The sequence below is a fragment of the Lysobacter sp. Root76 genome, from assembly GCF_001428685.1.
Taxonomy (GTDB): Bacteria; Pseudomonadota; Gammaproteobacteria; order Xanthomonadales; family Xanthomonadaceae; genus Lysobacter.
This window is the reverse complement of record NZ_LMIK01000004.1, coordinates 74641-92386: the sequence shown is the minus strand read 5'-3', so window position 1 is coordinate 92386 and position 17746 is coordinate 74641. Positions and strand designations below refer to the sequence as shown.

General features: G+C 69.2%; 17 protein-coding genes and 1 pseudogene. 5 read left to right on the top strand and 13 right to left on the bottom strand.

The window, feature by feature from the left end; all coding sequences use genetic code 11:
- Positions 1 to 45 precede the first annotated feature (45 nt).
- The 9 genes and pseudogenes from ASE10_RS05495 to ASE10_RS05455 all read right to left on the bottom strand — a co-directional run bounded on the left by ASE10_RS05495 (position 46) and on the right by ASE10_RS05455 (position 9507).
- Positions 46 to 1635, bottom strand: coding sequence for a 2-isopropylmalate synthase (locus ASE10_RS05495; RefSeq protein WP_055902263.1), 1590 nt, complete (start codon positions 1633 to 1635; stop codon positions 46 to 48).
- Between the two features lie 164 nt (positions 1636 to 1799).
- Positions 1800 to 2795, bottom strand: a pseudogene (locus tag ASE10_RS05490) (threonine dehydratase); the annotation flags it as partial.
- Between the two features lie 2 nt (positions 2796 to 2797).
- A complete protein-coding gene (locus tag ASE10_RS05485) occupies positions 2798 to 3784 on the bottom strand; it encodes an aminotransferase class IV (protein WP_082559630.1) in 987 nt (328 codons plus the stop codon).
- On the bottom strand, positions 3775 to 4011 hold the full coding sequence (locus tag ASE10_RS05480; protein WP_036111253.1) for an ACT domain-containing protein: 237 nt from the start codon (positions 4009 to 4011) through the stop codon (positions 3775 to 3777). Before ASE10_RS05480 ends, ASE10_RS05485 begins: the two co-directional genes overlap by 10 nt.
- Entirely contained in the window at positions 3995 to 5743 is a 1749-nt protein-coding gene (gene ilvG, locus ASE10_RS05475) for an acetolactate synthase 2 catalytic subunit (protein WP_055902260.1), read from the bottom strand. Before ilvG ends, ASE10_RS05480 begins: the two co-directional genes overlap by 17 nt.
- Positions 5743 to 6762 carry a ketol-acid reductoisomerase gene (ilvC, locus tag ASE10_RS05470; RefSeq protein ID WP_055902257.1) on the bottom strand — a complete coding sequence of 340 codons (1020 nt, stop codon included), beginning with the start codon at positions 6760 to 6762 and terminating at the stop codon, positions 5743 to 5745. Before ilvC ends, ilvG begins: the two co-directional genes overlap by 1 nt.
- Positions 6763 to 6808: 46 nt before the next feature.
- Positions 6809 to 8578, bottom strand: a complete 1770-nt coding sequence (locus tag ASE10_RS05465) for a dihydroxy-acid dehydratase (protein ID WP_055902254.1) — start codon at positions 8576 to 8578, stop codon at positions 6809 to 6811.
- 119 nt (positions 8579 to 8697) lie between these two features.
- Positions 8698 to 8904 (bottom strand): hypothetical protein, encoded by a 207-nt coding sequence (locus ASE10_RS05460; RefSeq protein WP_055902251.1) that lies wholly within the window; start codon positions 8902 to 8904, stop codon positions 8698 to 8700.
- 138 nt (positions 8905 to 9042) lie between these two features.
- On the bottom strand, positions 9043 to 9507 hold the full coding sequence (locus ASE10_RS05455; RefSeq protein WP_200944143.1) for an Lrp/AsnC family transcriptional regulator: 465 nt from the start codon (positions 9505 to 9507) through the stop codon (positions 9043 to 9045).
- 105 nt (positions 9508 to 9612) lie between these two features.
- Here ASE10_RS05455 and ASE10_RS05450 point away from each other — a divergent pair, with 105 nt between their 5' ends.
- Together ASE10_RS05450 and chrA are read left to right on the top strand one after the other, a co-directional pair.
- Complete coding sequence (locus tag ASE10_RS05450) at positions 9613 to 10227, top strand: LysE family translocator (protein WP_055902248.1); 615 nt, start codon at positions 9613 to 9615, stop codon at positions 10225 to 10227.
- Between the two features lie 178 nt (positions 10228 to 10405).
- The gene (gene chrA / locus ASE10_RS05445; protein WP_082559628.1) at positions 10406 to 11641 is read left to right on the top strand and encodes a chromate efflux transporter; all 1236 of its coding nucleotides are present in this window, start codon (positions 10406 to 10408) and stop codon (positions 11639 to 11641) included.
- On the opposite strand, the gene gcvA is transcribed toward chrA, so the two are convergent.
- Entirely contained in the window at positions 11628 to 12560 is a 933-nt protein-coding gene (gcvA, locus tag ASE10_RS05440; protein ID WP_235567541.1) for a transcriptional regulator GcvA, read from the bottom strand. The two genes, chrA and gcvA, sit on opposite strands and share 14 nt — an antisense overlap.
- Before the next feature lie 152 nt (positions 12561 to 12712).
- Between gcvA and ASE10_RS05435 the strand changes: the two genes are divergently transcribed.
- A complete protein-coding gene (locus ASE10_RS05435) occupies positions 12713 to 13528 on the top strand; it encodes an aminotransferase class IV family protein (RefSeq protein ID WP_055902243.1) in 816 nt (271 codons plus the stop codon).
- 88 nt (positions 13529 to 13616) lie between these two features.
- Here ASE10_RS05435 and ASE10_RS05430 read toward each other — a convergent pair whose 3' ends face one another.
- Together ASE10_RS05430 and ASE10_RS05425 are read right to left on the bottom strand one after the other, a co-directional pair.
- The gene (locus ASE10_RS05430) at positions 13617 to 14423 is read right to left on the bottom strand and encodes an SDR family NAD(P)-dependent oxidoreductase (RefSeq protein WP_055902240.1); all 807 of its coding nucleotides are present in this window, start codon (positions 14421 to 14423) and stop codon (positions 13617 to 13619) included.
- Complete coding sequence (locus ASE10_RS05425; protein ID WP_055902239.1) at positions 14410 to 14787, bottom strand: VOC family protein; 378 nt, start codon at positions 14785 to 14787, stop codon at positions 14410 to 14412. Before ASE10_RS05425 ends, ASE10_RS05430 begins: the two co-directional genes overlap by 14 nt.
- A gap of 165 nt (positions 14788 to 14952) precedes the next feature.
- Between ASE10_RS05425 and ASE10_RS05420 the strand changes: the two genes are divergently transcribed.
- Positions 14953 to 15846, top strand: a complete 894-nt coding sequence (locus ASE10_RS05420; protein ID WP_055902236.1) for a LysR family transcriptional regulator — start codon at positions 14953 to 14955, stop codon at positions 15844 to 15846.
- 83 nt (positions 15847 to 15929) lie between these two features.
- Here ASE10_RS05420 and ASE10_RS05415 read toward each other — a convergent pair whose 3' ends face one another.
- Positions 15930 to 16733, bottom strand: coding sequence for an NAD(P)H-dependent oxidoreductase (locus ASE10_RS05415; RefSeq protein WP_055902232.1), 804 nt, complete (start codon positions 16731 to 16733; stop codon positions 15930 to 15932).
- Here ASE10_RS05415 and ASE10_RS05410 point away from each other — a divergent pair.
- The gene (locus ASE10_RS05410; RefSeq protein WP_235567540.1) at positions 16732 to 17745 is read left to right on the top strand and encodes a LysR family transcriptional regulator; all 1014 of its coding nucleotides are present in this window, start codon (positions 16732 to 16734) and stop codon (positions 17743 to 17745) included. The genes ASE10_RS05415 and ASE10_RS05410 overlap by 2 nt on opposite strands.
- Position 17746 lies beyond the last annotated feature (1 nt).

Below are 17746 nucleotides of genomic sequence, written 5' to 3'. Positions count from 1 at the left end.
TGTTGGGTTGGAGCGGCTCAGGCGGTCGTGATCGGGCGGTCGCGCTCAGGCGGTTGCGGCCAGGCGCTGCGGCGCCTGCTGGCGCGTGCGCAGCACCCGGTTGGCGACGTCCAGCCAAGCCAGCGCGCTGGCTTCGAGGATGTCGGTGCTGGTGCCCGAGCCGGTCAGCTCGGCCCCGTCCACGCGTGCGGTCACGCTGGCCTGGCCCTGGGCGTCGTCGCCGGTGGTCACGCTGGAGACGTGGTAGCTGTCGATCTGCAACTGCACGCCGGTCGCGCGCGCCAGCGCCGCGAACAGCGCATGCACCGGACCGTCGCCGACCGCGGCTTCGCTGATCGCGACGCCGTCGGGATCGACCAGCTGCACGCTCGCGGTCGGTAGGCTGTCGCCGGCGATGCCGGTGCTGACGTGCGCGCGGGCCAGGCGATGGCCGCGCGCGGCCCGTGCGTCGGCGCCCAGCACCAGCGCTTCCAGGTCGGCGTCGAAGACTTCGCGCTTCTTGTCGGCCAGCGCCTTGAAGCTGGCGAATACCGCGTTCAGGCGCGCTTCGTCGACCACGAAGCCTAAGGTCTGCAGGCGGTCGCTGAGCGCGGCCCGGCCGCTGTGGCGGCCCAGCACCATTTGCGACTGGGCCCAGCCCACGTCCTCGGGATTCATGATCTCGTAGGTGCCGCGGTGCTTGAGCATGCCGTGCTGATGGATGCCGGACTCGTGCGCGAACGCGTTCTGGCCGACGATGGCCTTGTTGCGCTGCACGGCCATGCCGGTGATGCGCGACAGCAGGCGCGAGGTCGGCACCAGCCGGCGCGTGTCGATGCGGGTCTGGGCGTTGTAGTAGCCGCCGCGCACGCGCAGCGCCATCACCAGTTCTTCCATCGCGCAGTTGCCTGCGCGCTCGCCGATGCCGTTGATCGTGCATTCGACCTGGCGCGCACCGCCTTCGATCGCGGCCAGGCTGTTGGCCACCGCCAGGCCCAGGTCGTTGTGGCAGTGGGCGCTGAAGACGGCGTGTTCGGCGTCGCGCACGTTCGCGCGCAGGTACTCGAACAGGGCGCGGATTTCGCTGGGCGTGGTGTAGCCGACGGTGTCGGGGATGTTCAGGGTGCGCGCGCCGGCGGCGATCGCCGCGCTGCAGATCTCGGCCAGGAACTCGGGCTCGGTGCGCAGCGCGTCCTCGGCCGAGAACTCGACGTCGTCGACGTAGCGGCGCGCCAGTTCCACGCCCATCACCGCGCGTTCCAGCACCTGCTCGCGGCTCAGGCCCAGCTTGTGCTCGCGATGCAGCGGGCTGGTGGAGATGAAGACGTGGATGCGCGGCTTGCCGGCGCCGTCCAGGGCCTGCGCGCAGGCCTCGATGTCGCCGACGTGGCAGCGCGCCAGGGTCGCCAGGGTCGAGCCGCGCACTTCGCGCGCGATCGCGCGCACGGCTTCGATCTCGGTGCCGGAGCTGGCTGGAAAGCCGGCCTCGATCACGTCCACGCCCAGTTCGGCCAGGGCATGGGCGAAGCGCAGCTTCTGGCTGGAACTCATGCTGCAGCCGGGCGACTGCTCGCCGTCGCGCAGGCTGGTGTCGAAAATGGCGATGTGCTGCGGGGCGTGGTCTATCGGTACTACCGGTCCGGGCGACGGGTTCATGCGGGGACGTCCTCGATCAAAGTGGGGTGCGGGGCAAGGGAGGGCGTGTGGGCCGTGCGCGCTTGCGGCGACAGCCCGGTTCTAAGTCGTGCCAGCCGATAGACGTCGTCTTTGACGGCGGCGCTTTCGGCCGAGGCGGCCTCGTACGCGGGCGTCTCGCGGGTGCGCCGGCGCGGACGGCGCGGCGCGCGCGGCCGCACTTCCGACAGCAGCCGCGCCAGTACGCCGGCGTCGAGGTTGCCGCCGGAGACCACCGCGCATTTGCGCTTGCCGGCGATGCGGCGGCCGGCCGCGAGCGCGAGCGCGCCCGCACCCTCGGCGATGATGTGTTCTTCCAATGCCAGCCGGACCAGGGTCTCGCGCAGCTCGGCTTCGCGCACGATCACCACGTCGTCCAGCAGTTCGCTGAGCACGCGCTCGGTCAGGCGGCCGGGGTCTTTTACGCGCACGCCGTCGGCCAGGGTCGCGGCCGGCTCGATCAGCCTACGGTCGCCGCGCAGGGCGCGCGCCATCGAGTCCACGCCTTCCACTTGGGCGCCGATCACGCGCACGCGGCGCGCTGCGGCGCTGCCGGACAGCAGTTCCGACTTCAGCGCCATCGCCACGCCGGCGGCCAGACCGCCGCCGCCGATCGGCACCAGCACCACATCGGGCGCGAACGCGGCCATCTCCAGCGCGACCGTGCCCTGGCCGGCGATCACGTCGGGATCGTCGAAGGCCGACAGCAGGCGGTAGTCGTGTTGCTCGGCCAGTTCGATCGCGAAGGCCTTGGCCTCGTCGTAACTGTCGCCATGCAGGCGCACCGTGGCGCCCCAGTGGGCGACGCCGGCGATCTTGGTCTGCGGCGCGCAGCGCGGCATCACCGTGATCGCGTTGACGCCCAGCCGATACGCGGCCCAGGCCAGGCCCTGCGCATGATTGCCGGCGGAGGCGGCGATCACGGTGCGGTGATCGCCGCGTTCGCGCCCGGCCAGCAGGGCGTTGAGTGCGCCGCGCACCTTGTAGGAACCGGTGCGCTGCAGGTTTTCCAGCTTCAACCAGCAGCCGAAACGTTCGGCGTGGTGCAGCGGCGTCGGGTCCAGGTAACGCCGCAGGCGCGCCTGCGCCGCCAACAGGTCGGCGGCGCTAACGCATACCGGGCTGGCTACGTCGCTGTCCATGCTCAGACCGGCGTCAGCCACGCGCGATGGCGCGGATCTTCGCCGCGCACCACGCGCGCGTACTGCGCCGACAGCTCGCGGGTGAGCGGGTTGTCGCCGAACTCGCGGCGGTCCAGCACCGCGATCGGCGTGGCTTCGGCAGCGGTGCCGCAGACGAAGACTTCGTCCGCATCCAGCAGCTCGTGCAGGGTCACCTCGCGCGACTGCGCGCCGGACAGCGCGATCATGGTGTCGCGGGTGATGCCCGGCAGCGCATCGCGGTGCTCGATGGACGTGATCACGCCGTTCTTGACCATGAACACATTGGCGCCGGTGCACTCGACCACATAGCCCTTGTCGTCGGTGAACAGGGCCTCGTCGAAGCCGCGCTGCTTGGCTTCGCGCTTGGCCAGGATCGAATTGACGTAGGCGCCGCTGAGCTTCAGCGCCGGCAGCGAGGTCGCCGGGTTGCGCTTCCACGGCGACACCGTCAGGCGCGTGCGCGCGCCGCCCAGATGCACGACCTTGGCCATCGTCGCGATCATCAGGTGCTGGCTCAGCGGATCCACGTCCAGGCCGATCGTGCCGGTGCCCATCCAGGTGAGCGGGCGGATGTAGGCGTCGCGGTGGCCGTTGGCGCGCAGGGTCTGCACGGTCGCGGCGCTGGCGCGTTCGACATCGAAGTCGATGCCGAACATTTCGGCGCCCTTGCGCATGCGTTCCATGTGCTCGGGCAGGCGGAACACGGCCGCGCCGCCGTCGGCGGTGGCGTAGCTGCGGATGCCCTCGAACACCGCGGTGCCGTAGTGCATGGCATGGGTGGTCAGCGGCGCTTCCGGCGCATCGGCGGCGACGAACTCGCCGTCGAACCAGATCAGCGCCTGGCCCGCGGGTTGCGGCACGCCGCTGCGCGCGGGCGCATAGCTGCGTTCGCGCGCAGCGGCGCCGGCATAGGCGTGCTGGGCCTCGGCCGCGGCGGGCGCGGCCAGGGTTTCGACGTTCAACTGCATGGGGACACCTCGACGGCAAGACAGTCGTAGAGCTTGGCGAGCTGGCTCTGCAGGGCGGTGTCGGCGCGGTCGCCTTCCACGGTCATGCGCAGGTGCCAGCGGTCGCCATCGGGTTGCGCTTCGCCGTCCACGGACAGGGGACGGAAGCCGCGCCGTTCGGCGGCGCCCAATACGCGAGCCAGCGCGCCTTCGGCCTGGCGCAGGGTCAGTTCAAGCTGGTATCGCATGGGCATCCTCCTTGTCGGTGGCGGGGGTGGGAGAGGCGGCGGCCGCGATCGCGTCGGCTTCCGGGTCCATCATTTCGGCGTTGTTGCGGTTGGGCGGAACCAGCGGCCAGACGTTGGCTTCCTGATCGATCGCCACGTGCAGCAGCGCCGGCCCGTCGCAGGCCAGCATCGCGGCCAGGGCCTCGTCGACCGCGTCGGCGCGTTCGACATGGAACGCGGCCACGCCGAAAGCGGCGGCGATCGCGCAGAAGTCCGGGTTGTCGGACAGGTCGACCTCGGAATAGCGGCGATCGAAGAACAGCTCCTGCCACTGCCGCACCATGCCCAAGGCCTGGTTGTCGAGCAGCACGATCTTGACCGGCAGGCGGTAGCGGGCGACGGTCGCCAGCTCCTGCACGTTCATCAGGAACGAGCCGTCGCCGCTGACGCAGATCACGCGCGCCGACGGGTCCTGCATCTGCGCGCCGATCGCGGCCGGCAGGCCGAAACCCATCGCGCCCAGCGCGCCGCTGGTCAGGTGCTTGCGCGGATCGTCGAAGCGCCAGTGCTGCGCGACCCACATCTGGTGCTGGCCGACATCGCAGGTGACCACGGCGTCCGGCGCCAGTTGCGACAGGCGCCGCAGCAGCGCCGGCGCGTACACGGTCTCGCCCGGCGCGTCGTAGCGCGGCGCGCACTCGCGCTTGCGCTGCAGGCAGGTGTCGCGCCAGCTGCTGCGCGCGCCGCCGTTGCGGCCTTTCGTCTGCGCGGCGCAGGCCGGCGTCAGTGCCTCCAGCGAGCGGCGCAGGTCGCCGTTGACTACGGCGTCGGCGTGACGCAGCTTGCCGATCTCGGCCGGGTCCAGGTCCAGATGAACCACGCGCGCGTTCGGCGCGAACTCCGCCAGCTTGCCGGTGGCGCGGTCGTCGAAACGCGCGCCGACCACGATCAGCAGATCGCATTCCTGCACCGACAGGTTGGCGGCGCGGTTGCCGTGCATGCCCAGCATGCCCAGGTTCAACGGATGGTCGGCCGGCAGCGCGCCCAGGCCCTTGAGCGTCAGCACCGCCGGGATCTGGCTGCCTTCGACGAAGCTGCGGAACGCGTCCACCGCATCGCCCAGGGAGATGCCACCGCCGCCGTAGACCAGCGGCTTGCGCGCATGCGCGATCAGCGCCGCGGCCTCGTGGTACGCCGCCTCCGGCGCGGCCGGCAGCGGGTCGGTCGGCAGCGGCCGGTGCGCGGCCAGGTGCGAGGCGTCGGCGTTCTGCACGTCCTTGGGCAGGTCGATCAGCACCGGACCCGGGCGCCCGGAGCGCGCCAGACGGAACGCTTCGCCGACCGCGCGCGGCAGATCGTCGACGCGGCGCACCAGGAAGCTGTGCTTGACGATGGGCAGGGTCATGCCGAACACGTCCAGCTCCTGGAACGCATCGGTGCCCATCAGCGAGGTCGGGACCTGGCCGGTGATCGCGACCATGGGCACCGAATCCAGCATCGCGTCGGCGATGCCGGTGACCAGATTGGACGCGCCGGGACCGGAGGTCGCCACGCATACGCCGACTCGCCCGCTGGCACGGGCGTAGCCGTTGGCAGCGAAAGCGGCGCCTTGCTCGTGACGGACCAGCACATGCTTGAGGTCCGACCCGTGCAAAGCGTCGTAGAAAGGCATGATGGTGCCGCCCGGATAACCGAACAGCGTGTCCACGCCTTCTGCGGCCAGCGCTTGCGCCAGCCAGCGGGCACTGTTCATCAGGCAGCCTCTTCCTGTCGTTCGCCGCGGGTGGCGGGGGCCGGCTGCGCGGTGGGCGCGGTGTCCAGCCATTTCATGTTGGCGCGCAGCTTCTTGCCGACGGCTTCGATCGGGTGATCCAGGTCGGCCTGCTTGAGCGCCTTGTAGTTCGCGTTGCCCGAGGCGTACTCGGCGATCCACTGGCGGGCGAAGGTGCCGTCCTGGATTTCCTTGAGCACGCGCCGCATCTGCGCGCGGGTGTCCTCGTCGACCACGTAGGGGCCGCGGGTCAGCGCGCCGTACTGCGCTGTCTCGCTGATGAACTCGTGCATGCGGGTCACGCCGCCTTCGTAGAACAGATCCACGATCAGCTTCAGTTCGTGCAGGCACTCGTAGTAGGCGACCTCGGGCTGGTAGCCGGCTTCGACCAGGGTTTCCCAGCCGGCCTGGACCAGTTTGGTCGCGCCGCCGCACAGCACCGCCTGCTCGCCGAACAGATCCGTCTCGGTCTCTTCCTTGAAGGTGGTCTTGATCGCGTTCTGACGCGCGCCGCCGATGCCGGCGCAGTAGGTCAGGGCGAATTCTTCGGCGCGGCCGCTGCGGTCCTGATGCACGGCGTAGACGCTGGGCACGCCGCGGCCGATCTCGTACTCGCGTCGCACCAGCGCGCCCGGGCCCTTGGGCGCGACCAGTACGACATCGAGGTCCGCGCGCGGCGCGATCTGGGCGTAGTGGACGTTGAAGCCGTGCGCGAACAGCAGGCAGGCGCCCTGGGCGATGTTGGGTTCGATCACGTCGCGGTAGAGCTGGGCCTGGACCATGTCCGGGGTCAGCACCGCGACCAGTTCGGCGCCGGCGACGGCCTCGGCGGGCGACTTGACGGTGAAGCCGTCGGCCTTGGCCTTGATCTCGGTCGGGCCGCCCGGGCGCAGGCCGACGGTGACATCGAAACCGGAGTCGCGCAGGTTCAGCGCGTGTGCGCGGCCCTGGCTGCCGTAGCCGACGATGGCGATCTTGGGGCGGAAGGTCGTAGCGGTCATGTCTGTGGTCTCGGGAATGGAGGAGCGAGCGATGGGAAGAGGTGGATCAGGCGGGTTCGGTAGCGGGTGTGGCGATGAGTGCGGCGGTAATCGTTCGAGCTGGCGGCGACTGCAGCGGCCCCGGCGCGGTAACCGCGCCCTGCGAGGCCGAGCCGACCAGCCGCGCGTACTTGGCGAGCACGCCCGTGGTCACGCGCGCGGCGATGCGTGCGGGTTCGCGCGCGGCCAGGTCGGCGGCGACGTTCAAACGCCGCGTGCGCACGTCGATGCTGACCAGATCGCCCTCGCGCAGACGCGCGATCGGGCCGCCGTGCGCGGCTTCCGGCGAGATGTGGCCGACCATGAAACCGTGGGTGGCACCGCTGAAGCGGCCGTCGGTGATCAGGGCGACGTCGTTGCTCAGGCCCTGGCCGACCAGGGCTGCGGTCACCGCCAGCATTTCGCGCATGCCGGGGCCGCCGGCGGGACCTTCGAAGCGGATCACCACCACGTCGCCGGCGCGCACCTGGCGCGACTGCACGGCGGCGAACGCGTCTTCTTCGGAGTCGAACACGCGCGCCGGGCCTTCGAAATGCTCGCGGCCGTGGCCGGCGAGCTTGAGGATGCAGCCCTCCGGCGCGAGGTCGCCGTACAGCACCGAGTAGCCGCCGCGCGGCTTGATCGGATCGGCGACCGGACGCACCACGTCCTGTTCGTCGGCCATGACCGCGTCGGCCAGTTCGTGGAAAAAGGAACGGCCGGTGACCGTGGGAATGTCCTCGATCAAACCGGCCGCCTTGAGTTCGCGCGCCACCAGTGCCGCTCCGCCGAATTGGTACATCTCCGCGGCGGTGTAGCGGCCGCCCGGTTTCAGGTCGGCGATCACCGGCGTGTGCGCGGCGGCTTCGAATTCCTCCAGGTCGAACGCCACGCCGGCTTCGTGCGCGATCGCCAGCAGATGCAGGGCGGCATTGGTCGAGCCGGCGGTGGCCGAGACCGCGCGCGCGGCATTGCGCAGCGCGGCCGGGGAGAGGAGCGCGCGCGGCCTCGGTCCGCCCTTTCGCAACTGCTGCATGACCAACTCGCCGCAGGTGCGCGCGGCCTCGGGCTTGTCGGCGTGGATCGCGGGGATGTCGTTCAAGCCCAGCGGCGACAGGCCCAGGAAGGTCAGCACCATCGCCATGGTGTTGGCGGTGAACTGGCCGCCGCAGGCGCCGGCGCCGGGGCAGGCGTGGGATTCGATGCGGTGCAGTTCGGCGTCGTCGATGCGCCCGGCCGAGTGCGCGCCGACCGCTTCGAACACGTCCTGCACGGTCAGCGGCTTGTCGTCGGCCGCGCCTTTCTTGGACGGGCAATGGCCCGGCATGATCGTGCCGCCGTAGAGGATCACGGTCGGGATATCCAGGCGCGCCGCCGCCATCGCCGCGGCCGGAATGGTCTTGTCGCAGCCGACCAGCAGCACCATCGCGTCCAGGCAATGCCCGGACACCGCCAGCTCGATCGAATCGGCGATGGTTTCGCGCGAGGCCAGCGAAGCGCGCATGCCGTCGGTGCCCATGGCGATGCCGTCGGTGACGGCGATGGTGTTGAACTCGATCGGCGTGCCGCCGTTCTCGGTCACGCCGCGGCGCACGTGCTGGGCCAGATCGCGCAGGGTGATGTTGCATGGCGAAACGTCGGACCAGGTGTGGACCACGGCGACCAGCGGTCTGGCGATGGCCGCGTCGTCGAGACCGGTCGCGCGCAGCATCGCGCGTGCGGGGGCTCGGGCCGGGCCTTGCTTGATGGCGTTGCTTCTCACTGAAACGCGTTCCTTGAGCTTGCGGTTTGAATTCATGGCTGCCGTCCATGGCGCAACGGCAGCGTTCTTTCGAACCCCAGGGCCTGAAAACGAAAAACCCCGCGCCTTTTGGGCGCGGGGTTCAGGTTCTTTCGACCTTGGGGCTGTGTGTTTTGCTACACGAACCCGACTCCCGCGCTGGTAAGCCCGGTAATAAGTACGAGGACGAGAATGGACGTGGCGATCGCTGGAGCGAGTCGGAGCGCAACGCGCGCGACGTCGTTCGAGGCGGTGGCGGCCTTGAGCGTGGTCTGCGGGTGGTTGTTGCGCTGCGTCATGAGGTCGAGAAAAACATGCTCGATCGGGGCTGTCAACTGTTTCATGAAAAACTATCGCCGGTCCGCGGACGGCTGTGTGCACTGCTTGTGGACATTAGATATAGGCAGTCCATATGCGCCGTGAGGGCGGCTTCACGGCGTACCGCGGCCCGGGGCGCAATGCGACATCGCTCTGTGGCGCAGCTACACCGGCAGGGCGTAGCTCTGCTTCACGATCTGGCTGGGCAGGTCGGTCTTGACGTTCTGGATGCCGTTGGCGCGGGTCAGGTGCTGGGTCTGGAAGCGCCGGTAGTCGTCCAGGTCCTGCACCACCACGCGCAGCAGCGCGTCGCTCTCGCCGAGCATGATGTAGCACTCCACTATTTGCGGCAGCCGCTTCATCGCCTCGATGAAGTGCTCGATCGTGTCCGCGTCCTGCGCGGTCAGCCATACGCGCGTGAACAGGGTCATGCCGATGCCGATCTGGGCGGCATCGAGCACGGCGACGTAGCGCTCGATCACCCCGGCTTCCTCCAGGAGCCGCACCCGCCTCAGGCAGGGCGAAGGCGACAGCCCGACTTCCTGCGCCAGCTCGGTGTTCTGCAGGCGGCCGTCGCGCTGCAGGGCGCGCAGGATGCGGCGATCGATCTCGTCCAGCTTGATTGGCATTGATGCGCCTTGTTTGGTAGAAAATTAGCTTTACATGCCAATTTATCAGAATTTACGGCAATATTAGCAACCCGATAGCGCCGCTCGTGACGTACGCTGTCCGTCATGGAATCGACCACTGCGCTGCTGTTCGCCGCCACCGTGCTGCCGCTGATCTGTACCCCGGGGCCGGACATGCTGTTCATCGCTTCCCAGGCCATCAACGCCGGCGCGGCGGCAGGCCTGCGCGCCACCGCCGGTGTCTGCGCCGGCTATGTCGTGCATTCCCTGTTGGTGGCCCTGGGGCTGGCGGCGATCATCGCCGCGTCGCCTTTGTTGTTCGAAGCGCTGCGCTGGATCGGCGTCGGCTACCTCGCCTACCTGGCCCTGCGATTGCTGCGTTCGGCGATGAAGGCCGGTTCGGTCGATCTGCGAACCGGCACGCAGGGCGCGCCGTTCCGGCGCGGCTTCCTGACCGCCGCGCTCAACCCCAAGGGCATGATGATCTACTTCGCGATTCTGCCGCAGTTCATGCGCCCCGATGCGCCGGCTGCGCTACAGGCGATCGTGCTGTCGGCGATCTTCATCGTGCTGTGCGGCCTGGTCTACACCGGTTTGAGTCTGGTGCTGGCCTACGGCGGTCGCCGCGCCGGTCGCGCAAGCGATGGGCGGCGTCGCTGGGTGGAAGGCGTGTCCGGCGCTCTGGTGGCGGTGGCCGCGGGCGTGCTGGCGACCGGTTAGTTGCGTTGCGGAACGGCGAATCGCGTGCAAAACCGCTCCATCGCCGGGCGGTTCGCTCCGGCTTCTGCCGACACGGAGGGCTGAGCGCCGCCGCGGCCTCGAATTCCGGCATGGCGGGCGCCCGGTCCGACCTGAAACAATCCGGGGATAGCGTGGTGCGATCCAGCAGGAGCGGTTCTTGTCCGACACCGATACGCAGGCTGTGAGGGTCGCCCGCGGCAGCGCCTGGGAGGTCTTCGCGCTGTTTCTGCGCCTGGGCCTGAGTTCGTTCGGCGGGCCGATCGCCCATCTGGGCTACTTCCGCGACGAGTTCGTGCGTCGCCGCGGTTGGCTCGACGACGCGTCCTTCGCGCAGTTGCTGTCTGTGTGCCAATTCCTGCCGGGGCCGGCGAGCAGCCAGATGGGTTTCGCCATCGGCCTGTTCCGCGCCGGCTGGCGCGGCGCGCTGGCTGCGTTTATGGGCTTCACCCTGCCGTCGGCGCTGCTCATGTTCGGCTTTGCCGTCTATGCGCCGCGCGCGTTCGGTCATCCTGCCGGCCTGGCCTGGTTGCACGGCCTCAAGTTGGTCGCCGTGGTGATCGTGACGCACGGTCTGTGGGGCATGGCGCGCACGCTGACGCCGGACCTGCGCCGTTTGTGCATCGCCGCCGGTGCCTGTGCGTTGGTGCTGACCGCCGGCAGCGCGTGGTGGCAGTTGCTCGCGATCCTGGCCGGCGGCGCGATCGGCCTATGGCTGTGCCGTCCCGCCGCGATCCACGGCGCGGCCGCATTCTCGATTCCGTACGGCCGTCGCCTCGCCGTCGTCTGCATGGCGCTGTTCCTGCTGGGCCTGGCGGCCGCGCTTGCACTGCCGCGCGCTGCGCCGTCCCTGGCCGGACTGGCCGCGGCGTTCTATCAGTCCGGCAGCCTGGTATTCGGCGGCGGGCACGTGGTGCTGCCGCTGTTGCAGGACCAACTCGTCGCCCCGGGCTGGCTCGGCGCCGACGCCTTCCTCGCAGGCTACGGCGCCGCGCAGGCCGTGCCCGGGCCGATGTTCTCTCTGGCCGCCTACCTGGGAGCGAGCGTCGATCTCGGCGTTACGCCGGTACTGGCGGCGACGGTGGCGCTGCTCTGCATTTTCCTGCCGGGTTTCCTGCTGCTGATCGCGGCCCTGCCGCTGTGGACGCTGCTGGTGCGGCGACCGTGGGCGGCGCGGGCGGTGGCGGGGATCAATGCAGCGGTCGTCGGCGTGCTGGCGGCGGCGCTGTACGACCCGGTCTGGCGCGAAGGGGTGAAGAGCCTCGCGGATGCGGCCATCGTCGCGCTGGGACTGGTGTTGGTGACGGTACTGAAGCGCTCGGCGATCTGGGCGGTGCTGTGGTGCGTCGGCGCAGCGGTAGGCTGGCGTTTGCTGCAGGGTTTCATCGGTCTGTAACGGCAGGTCCGCCCGCCGCCAGCGCGGCTTCGCCCAGCAACCATTCGCGAAACGCGAGCACGCGCGGGTCGTCGCGGCTGCTCTCCGGGTAGACCAGGTGATAGGCGTAGTCCGGCGCCACGTTCACGCCGATATCGAACAAGCGCGCCAGCCTTCCCTGGGCGAGGTCGTTGCCGATCATGTCCAGATCGGCCAGGCCGACACCGCCGCCGTCGATCACGGCCTGCACCACATGGCTGGAATCGGAGAAGCCCACGCAACGGCTGTCGTCGAACCCATCGATGCCGGCCGCGCTCATCCACATGCGCCAGTTCGGCCAGACCATGTTGCCGGCCTTCCAGTCCACGTAGTACAGCCGGTGCTGCAGCAGATCGCGTGGTTCCCGCAGCGGCGCGCCGGATTCGAGCAGCTTCGGGCTGCACACCGCGACGATCGTGGTATCGAACAGACGATCCGATCGCGTGCGCGGGTACCGGCCGGTGCCGAAACGGATCGCGGCATCGACATCGTCGGTAGCGAAATCGCGCAGCTCATCGCTGACGTCGAAGCTCAGCTCCAGGTCCGGATGCGCGGCCTGGAACCGCGGCAAGCGCGGCAGCAGCCAGTTGGTCGCCAGGCGTGCGCTCAGCGAGACGTGCAGGCGCGTCTCGCCCCGAGCCGTGCGACGGGCGCGGGCGACCGCAGCCTGCAGACTGTCGAGCGCGGCGGCAGTGCCTTCGAGCAGCACCGTGCCGGCCGGAGTGAGCTGGATGCGGCGGCTGCTGCGGACGAACAGCGTCAGGCCGAGCTGGTCCTCGATGTCCTTGATCTGGTGGCTGACCGCGGCCGGCGTCAGTCCCAACTCCTCGGCCGCGCGGCTGAAATTCAAGTGGCGCGCGGCCGCCTCGAAGGTTCGAAGCGCCCGCGTTCCGGGCAGCATGCGGCTCATCGATCTTCAAATCGCATTTGATGATCCGACGAGAATTACTCGTTTCCCAAGCCTCGGTCAACGGCGGATAGTGCGGCGCAGACAAACTCCAGGCAGGAGCGCGGCGACGCTGCTGCTCGGCTCGAACTTCTTGGAGCGAATACATGTCCAGACATTCGGCATCTGCCGTGGTTCAACGTAACGGCCGCGCGGCCGGCGCCGAAGATTTGGCGCCACTCGCCTTCGCCGGCTACGCGCACTTCACCGCGATGCAGGTACGCGGCGGCCGGGTGCGCGGCCTGGATCTGCATCTGGATCGGTTGCGGCATGCCTCGATGGCACTGTTCGGGCGCGCCTTGCCCGACGATCGCGTGCGCTCGTATTTGCGTTCGGCGCTCGCCGGCGGCCCGTCCGATCTCTCCTTGATCGCTACCGTGTACTCGCCTGCGGGCGAGTTCACCGTGGCCGGCACGGAGGTGGAGCCCGCGATGCTGGTCCGCGCCGGCGCGGCCGCATCGGGTCCGAAAGGCCCGTTGGCGCTGATGACGGTCGAACACGAGCGCATGCTGCCGGCGTTGAAGCACGTCGGCGAGGTCGCCAAGACCTATTTTCTGCGTCAGGCGGTGGCGCAGGGCTACGACGACGCGGCCTTCGTCGATAGGCGCGGCCGGCTCAGCGAGGCTTCGATCTGGAACCTGGCCTTCTGGGACGGCGAGGCGGTGGTATGGCCCATGGCCGAGATGCTGGGCGGGACCACCATGGGCATCGTCCGCCGTCAGCTGGAGCGTCTCGGCGTCGCGCAGCGCATGCAGGAGCTGACGCGCGCAGACCTGCCGGGCCTCGCGGGCGCTGCGGTGATGAACTCCTGGACGCCGGGCGTGGCCGTGCATCGGATCGACGATCTGTCCTGGCCCGAGGCTCCGCGCTTTCTGGAATTGCTGCATCGCGCGTACGAGGCCGAGCCGTTCTCCACGCCGTAAAGCTGCGCCGACTGTCGGAGCCTGTTGCCGGCGGTGAGGCGGTCTCGCTCGTCCAGTGACTACGGCGTGCCGGCGACTAGATACCGGCTCAGACCATGACCCGGCCGCCCGCTACGTCCAGCACCACCCCCGTGATCCAGGCCGAAGCATCGCTGAGCAGGAACAGCGATGCCGCGGCCACGTCGTCCGGCGTGCCCAGCCGCCCGAGCGGGAAACCTTCCAGCATCCGCGCCTGCCGCTCCGGCGTAAGCGCGGCGCGCGTGCGTTCGGTCAGTACCGCCGACGGCGAAATGCAGTTGACGCGCAAGCCCTGCGGGCCGACTTCCTGCGCCAGGTGGCGGCTCAGCATGATGACGCCGGCCTTGGCCGCGCCGTAGCCCGCGGGCGCACCCGATGCGACGCGGGCGCCGGCGGAGGCCATGGTCAGAATCCCGCCGCTGCCGCGCGCCAACATGCCGGGCAGAAAGCATTTGATGGTGAAGAAGGTCGAGGTGAGGTTGTTGTCCAGGCTGGAACGCCAGTCCTGTTCGCTGATGTCCTGTACCGGGACCGGCCGGCCCGTGCCGCCTCCGGCGAAGGCGAGTACGAAGTCCGGTGCGCCGAAATGGCTTTCGACGCGAGCCTGCATGCGCTGAACCTGGGCGAGATCCGAGCAGTCGGCTTCCACGCCGATCGCCTCGCCGCCGGCGGCCTGCACGGCCGCGACGCTCGCCTGCACGGCGGCAGGGTCGCGGCCGTTGATCGCCAGCCGCACGCCGCTGCGTGCCAGCGCCAGGCAGGTGGCCGCGCCGATGCCGCGCGAACCGCCGGTGACCACGGCCACCTTGCCGCGCAGGTCGGGATGCGTGGACGGACCGGCAAGCGTGGCAGCGGTCGGAGCGTCAGCGTCGATCATGAGTGCGTACCTCGATGTTATGTCGATCGGGATCGAAGAAGTACAGCGCCTCCGCCCAACCACGGGCGCCGTACTGCTGGGCAGAGCGACCGTCGCGAACGAAAGGATCGCCGCCGAACGCGACCTCCATCGCCCGCAGCCGGTCGCGTACGGCCTCAAAGGCGTCGCGATCCAGATGGAAGGCGAGGTGGACCGGGTCTTTCGGCGGCTCGGACAGCAGGTCGAGCACGCAGTCGTCGTTGATGCGCAGCACCTGGAACGGGCCGGCCTCGCCTTCGTACGCGAGGTCGAGCACTCGCCGATAGAACCGCACCGACGCTTTCGCATCGCTGACGCGGAGGATCAGGTGGTCGATCTTGAGCATGCCTCGATTCCCGAAACCAGAATGCTGCCCCGACGTGGCCGTGAGCGGAGACTTGTCCGCCTGCGGAACTGCGTGACAGTCTAGGAAGCGCTGCCAGCGAATGCAGTCATCGATTTGGCATGCCGGTCATTCAAAAACGCATGGGACAGGCTCGGGCCGACGACGATGGATTGGGATGATCTGAAAGTGGTGCTGGCTATCGCCCGCAATGGAACCCTCAGCGCTGCGGCGCGCGCGCTGGGCACGACCCAGCCCACCGTGAGCCGGCGCCTGGACGGCTTGGAACGGCGGCTGGACGCGAAGCTGTTCGACCGCGACGCCGGCGGGCTGCGGCTCACCGCGCTGGGCCAGTCGCTGATCGACGGCCTGGAGCAGATGGACGCCGGCGCGCTGTCGGTGCAGCGGCAGGTCGCCGCGCGCGATACCGGCCTGAGCGGAGAGATCCTGGTGACCAGCCTGGATTGGCTAGGCGACGAGGTGATCGCGCCGATGCTCGCGCGCTTCGGCGCCTCGCATCCCGGCCTGCTGATCGAACTGGTCAACGACACCAAGGTGTTCAACCTGGCGCGGCGCGAAGCCGACTTGGCCTTCCGCTTCGGCTCGTTCGCGCAGGAGAACCTGGTCGAGCGCCGCATCGGCGACGTCGCCTACGCGCTGTACGCGTCGGCGAGCTATATCGAACGCCACGGCCGCCCCGAGGCCGCCGACGGTTTCAGCGGCCACCGGCTGGTGCTGCTGGATCGTGCCGCAGGCGAGGTGCCGCACGAGGCCTGGTTGCCGGTCCTGGCGCACCGTGCGCGTACCGTGCTGCACGCCAATGGCCTGCGCGCGCATCTCGCTGCCGTGCGCGGCGGCGCCGCCATGGCCGTGCTGCCTTGCTTCATGGGCGAGCGGGATGCGGACTTGCATCGTGTGGCGCTGCCGCAGCCCATGCCCGTGCGCGCGGTGCGCGTCGGCTTTCATTCGGATATGCGCGACACTCCGCGCATCCGCGCCTTGGTGGATTTCGTGGTGCAGGAATTCGCGCAGTTGCAGGCGCAGCTCAATCCGCTGGCTTGATGCGCCCAGGCGCGCGATCTGAGTGCGCAATCCGAGCGCGCGAACTCAGAACCTGCGGCCTTCGGCCCGCCAGCATCGCGACTTCAGGCTTCCTCCAGAGCATGCGGCGCGGTCCGCCTGTCCGCCACATGCGCCAGCAGCCCGGTCTGGCCGGCAGCGACATCGCTCGCCAGTACGTGGCGGTCCGGATAGTCCCCGCCGTTCTGGCGCCGGAACGGGATCGGCGCCTCCTCGAACAAGCGCTCCAGGCGCGAGCGCCATGCCGCCTTCGCCGCCGCCACGGCCTCCTCGTCGATCTGCCCGGTGCCATAGACGGCATGCGTAGGCAGCACGTCCATGCCGGGAAAGAACAAGGTCCCGTGCGTGATCGGAAACAGCAGTTGCTCCAGCGGCCCGTTGATGCCGCGCGGCGAATAGTCGGCAGCCGGCCCGCCGACCGTCACCGACAGCATCGCGCGCTTGCCTTTGAAAGCGCCGTCGCCGTAACGGTATCGGTTGCCGGCGCCCTGGTAGCCGTATGCCAGACCATAGGCCCAGACCCGATCCACCCAGCCCTTGAGGATGGCGGGCATGCCGAACCACCACAGCGGAAACTGCAGGATGACGGCGTCGGCGGCCAGCACTTTCTCCTGCTCGGCGGCGACGTCGGAGGTCTGGCGTCCGTTGGCATAGGCATGCCCGGACTCGCGCACGAAATGCAGGCGATCCGGATCGGCGCGGCTGGGGAAGTCGTCCTCGTCGAACACCGCCTTCCAGCGCATGCCGTACAGGTCGGACGTCAGGACCTCGTGTCCCTGCTCCTGCAGCGTCTGGACGGCCGCGTCGACGAGTTGCCGGTTCAAGGACGCCGGCTCGGGGTGGGCATGGACGATCAGGATCTTCTTCATGGCTTTCGCTCCATATCGATGCACCCAGGCTCCGGGCCGGGGCGATGGAGCAAGTCTCGGTGCGGCCGAGCTATCTGTGAAATTGCGAGATCTTTCCGCTACCATCCATCCGATGGATAGCAAGCGCCTCGACCTCAATCTGCTGGTCACCTTGGAGGCCTTGCTGGTCGAGCAGAACGTGACCAGGGCGGCCGCCCGTTTGCACCTGAGCCAGCCCGCTGTCAGCGCCCAGTTGAGTCGGCTGCGCGACATGTTCGACGACCCGCTGCTGATTCCGGTGCAGCGCGGGATGATCCCGACCGCCAAGGCCGCCGACCTGCTCGATCCCTTGCGCCTGGCGCTGGATCAGGTGCGCGCCACGGTCGCCACGCACAGCAGCTTCGATCCGGCCAAGGCCCGATTGATCGTCGCCATCGCCTGCACGGACTACCTGCAGACGGCGGTGGTCAGGCCGCTCATCAAGCAGCTCAGGATCGGCGCGCCCGGCATGCGCGTGGCGCTGCGCACGCTCGATGCGACGCAACTGGAAGCGCAGATGGCGCGCGGCGAAGTCGATCTGGCGTTCATGACGCCCGAAACCGCACCGCCGGCGCTACGTGCCAGGCCTTTGTTCGAAGAACGCTACGTATTGATCGGGCGCCGCGATCATCCCCGCCTGCGCAAGAAGCTCACGGTCGAGCAGTTCGCCGCGCTGGAGCACGTGATCGTGTCGCCGCGCGGCGGCGGATTCACCACGCCGGTGGACAACGCGCTGGCCGCGCTCGGGCATCGCCGCAATGTGGTGTTGTCCGCGGCTTCGTTCCTGTTTGTGCCGGAACTCGTGGCCCAGTCGGACTTCGTCGCCTTGGTCCCTGAGCGCCTGGTGCGCGACCGCAGCGACAAACTGACCGTGGCCAGCTGCCCCTTCCCGGTGGAGGGCTTCGGCATCGTGATGGTGTGGCACGAGCGCAATCACGGACACGGCGGGCAGCGCTGGCTCAGAGAGACGGTCTCCGCCCTGGTCGGCGCGTAGG

Bases quoted from the DNA above. Each gene is read 5' to 3' on its own strand.
- ASE10_RS05495 (WP_055902263.1), bottom strand. From the start codon at position 1,635: ATGAACCCGTCGCCCGGACCGGTAGTACCGATAGACCACGCCCCGCAG.
- ASE10_RS05485 (WP_082559630.1), bottom strand. From the start codon at position 3,784: ATGCAGTTGAACGTCGAAACCCTGGCCGCGCCCGCCGCGGCCGAGGCC.
- ASE10_RS05480 (WP_036111253.1), bottom strand. From the start codon at position 4,011: ATGCGATACCAGCTTGAACTGACCCTGCGCCAGGCCGAAGGCGCGCTG.
- ilvG (WP_055902260.1), bottom strand. From the start codon at position 5,743: ATGAACAGTGCCCGCTGGCTGGCGCAAGCGCTGGCCGCAGAAGGCGTG.
- ilvC (WP_055902257.1), bottom strand. From the start codon at position 6,762: ATGACCGCTACGACCTTCCGCCCCAAGATCGCCATCGTCGGCTACGGC.
- ASE10_RS05465 (WP_055902254.1), bottom strand. From the start codon at position 8,578: ATGAATTCAAACCGCAAGCTCAAGGAACGCGTTTCAGTGAGAAGCAAC.
- ASE10_RS05460 (WP_055902251.1), bottom strand. From the start codon at position 8,904: ATGAAACAGTTGACAGCCCCGATCGAGCATGTTTTTCTCGACCTCATG.
- ASE10_RS05455 (WP_200944143.1), bottom strand. From the start codon at position 9,507: ATGCCAATCAAGCTGGACGAGATCGATCGCCGCATCCTGCGCGCCCTG.
- ASE10_RS05450 (WP_055902248.1), top strand. From the start codon at position 9,613: ATGGAATCGACCACTGCGCTGCTGTTCGCCGCCACCGTGCTGCCGCTG.
- gcvA (WP_235567541.1), bottom strand. From the start codon at position 12,560: ATGCTGCCCGGAACGCGGGCGCTTCGAACCTTCGAGGCGGCCGCGCGC.
- ASE10_RS05435 (WP_055902243.1), top strand. From the start codon at position 12,713: ATGTCCAGACATTCGGCATCTGCCGTGGTTCAACGTAACGGCCGCGCG.
- ASE10_RS05430 (WP_055902240.1), bottom strand. From the start codon at position 14,423: ATGATCGACGCTGACGCTCCGACCGCTGCCACGCTTGCCGGTCCGTCC.
- ASE10_RS05425 (WP_055902239.1), bottom strand. From the start codon at position 14,787: ATGCTCAAGATCGACCACCTGATCCTCCGCGTCAGCGATGCGAAAGCG.
- ASE10_RS05420 (WP_055902236.1), top strand. From the start codon at position 14,953: ATGGATTGGGATGATCTGAAAGTGGTGCTGGCTATCGCCCGCAATGGA.
- ASE10_RS05410 (WP_235567540.1), top strand. From the start codon at position 16,732: ATGGCTTTCGCTCCATATCGATGCACCCAGGCTCCGGGCCGGGGCGAT.
- ASE10_RS05415 (WP_055902232.1), bottom strand. From the start codon at position 16,733: ATGAAGAAGATCCTGATCGTCCATGCCCACCCCGAGCCGGCGTCCTTG.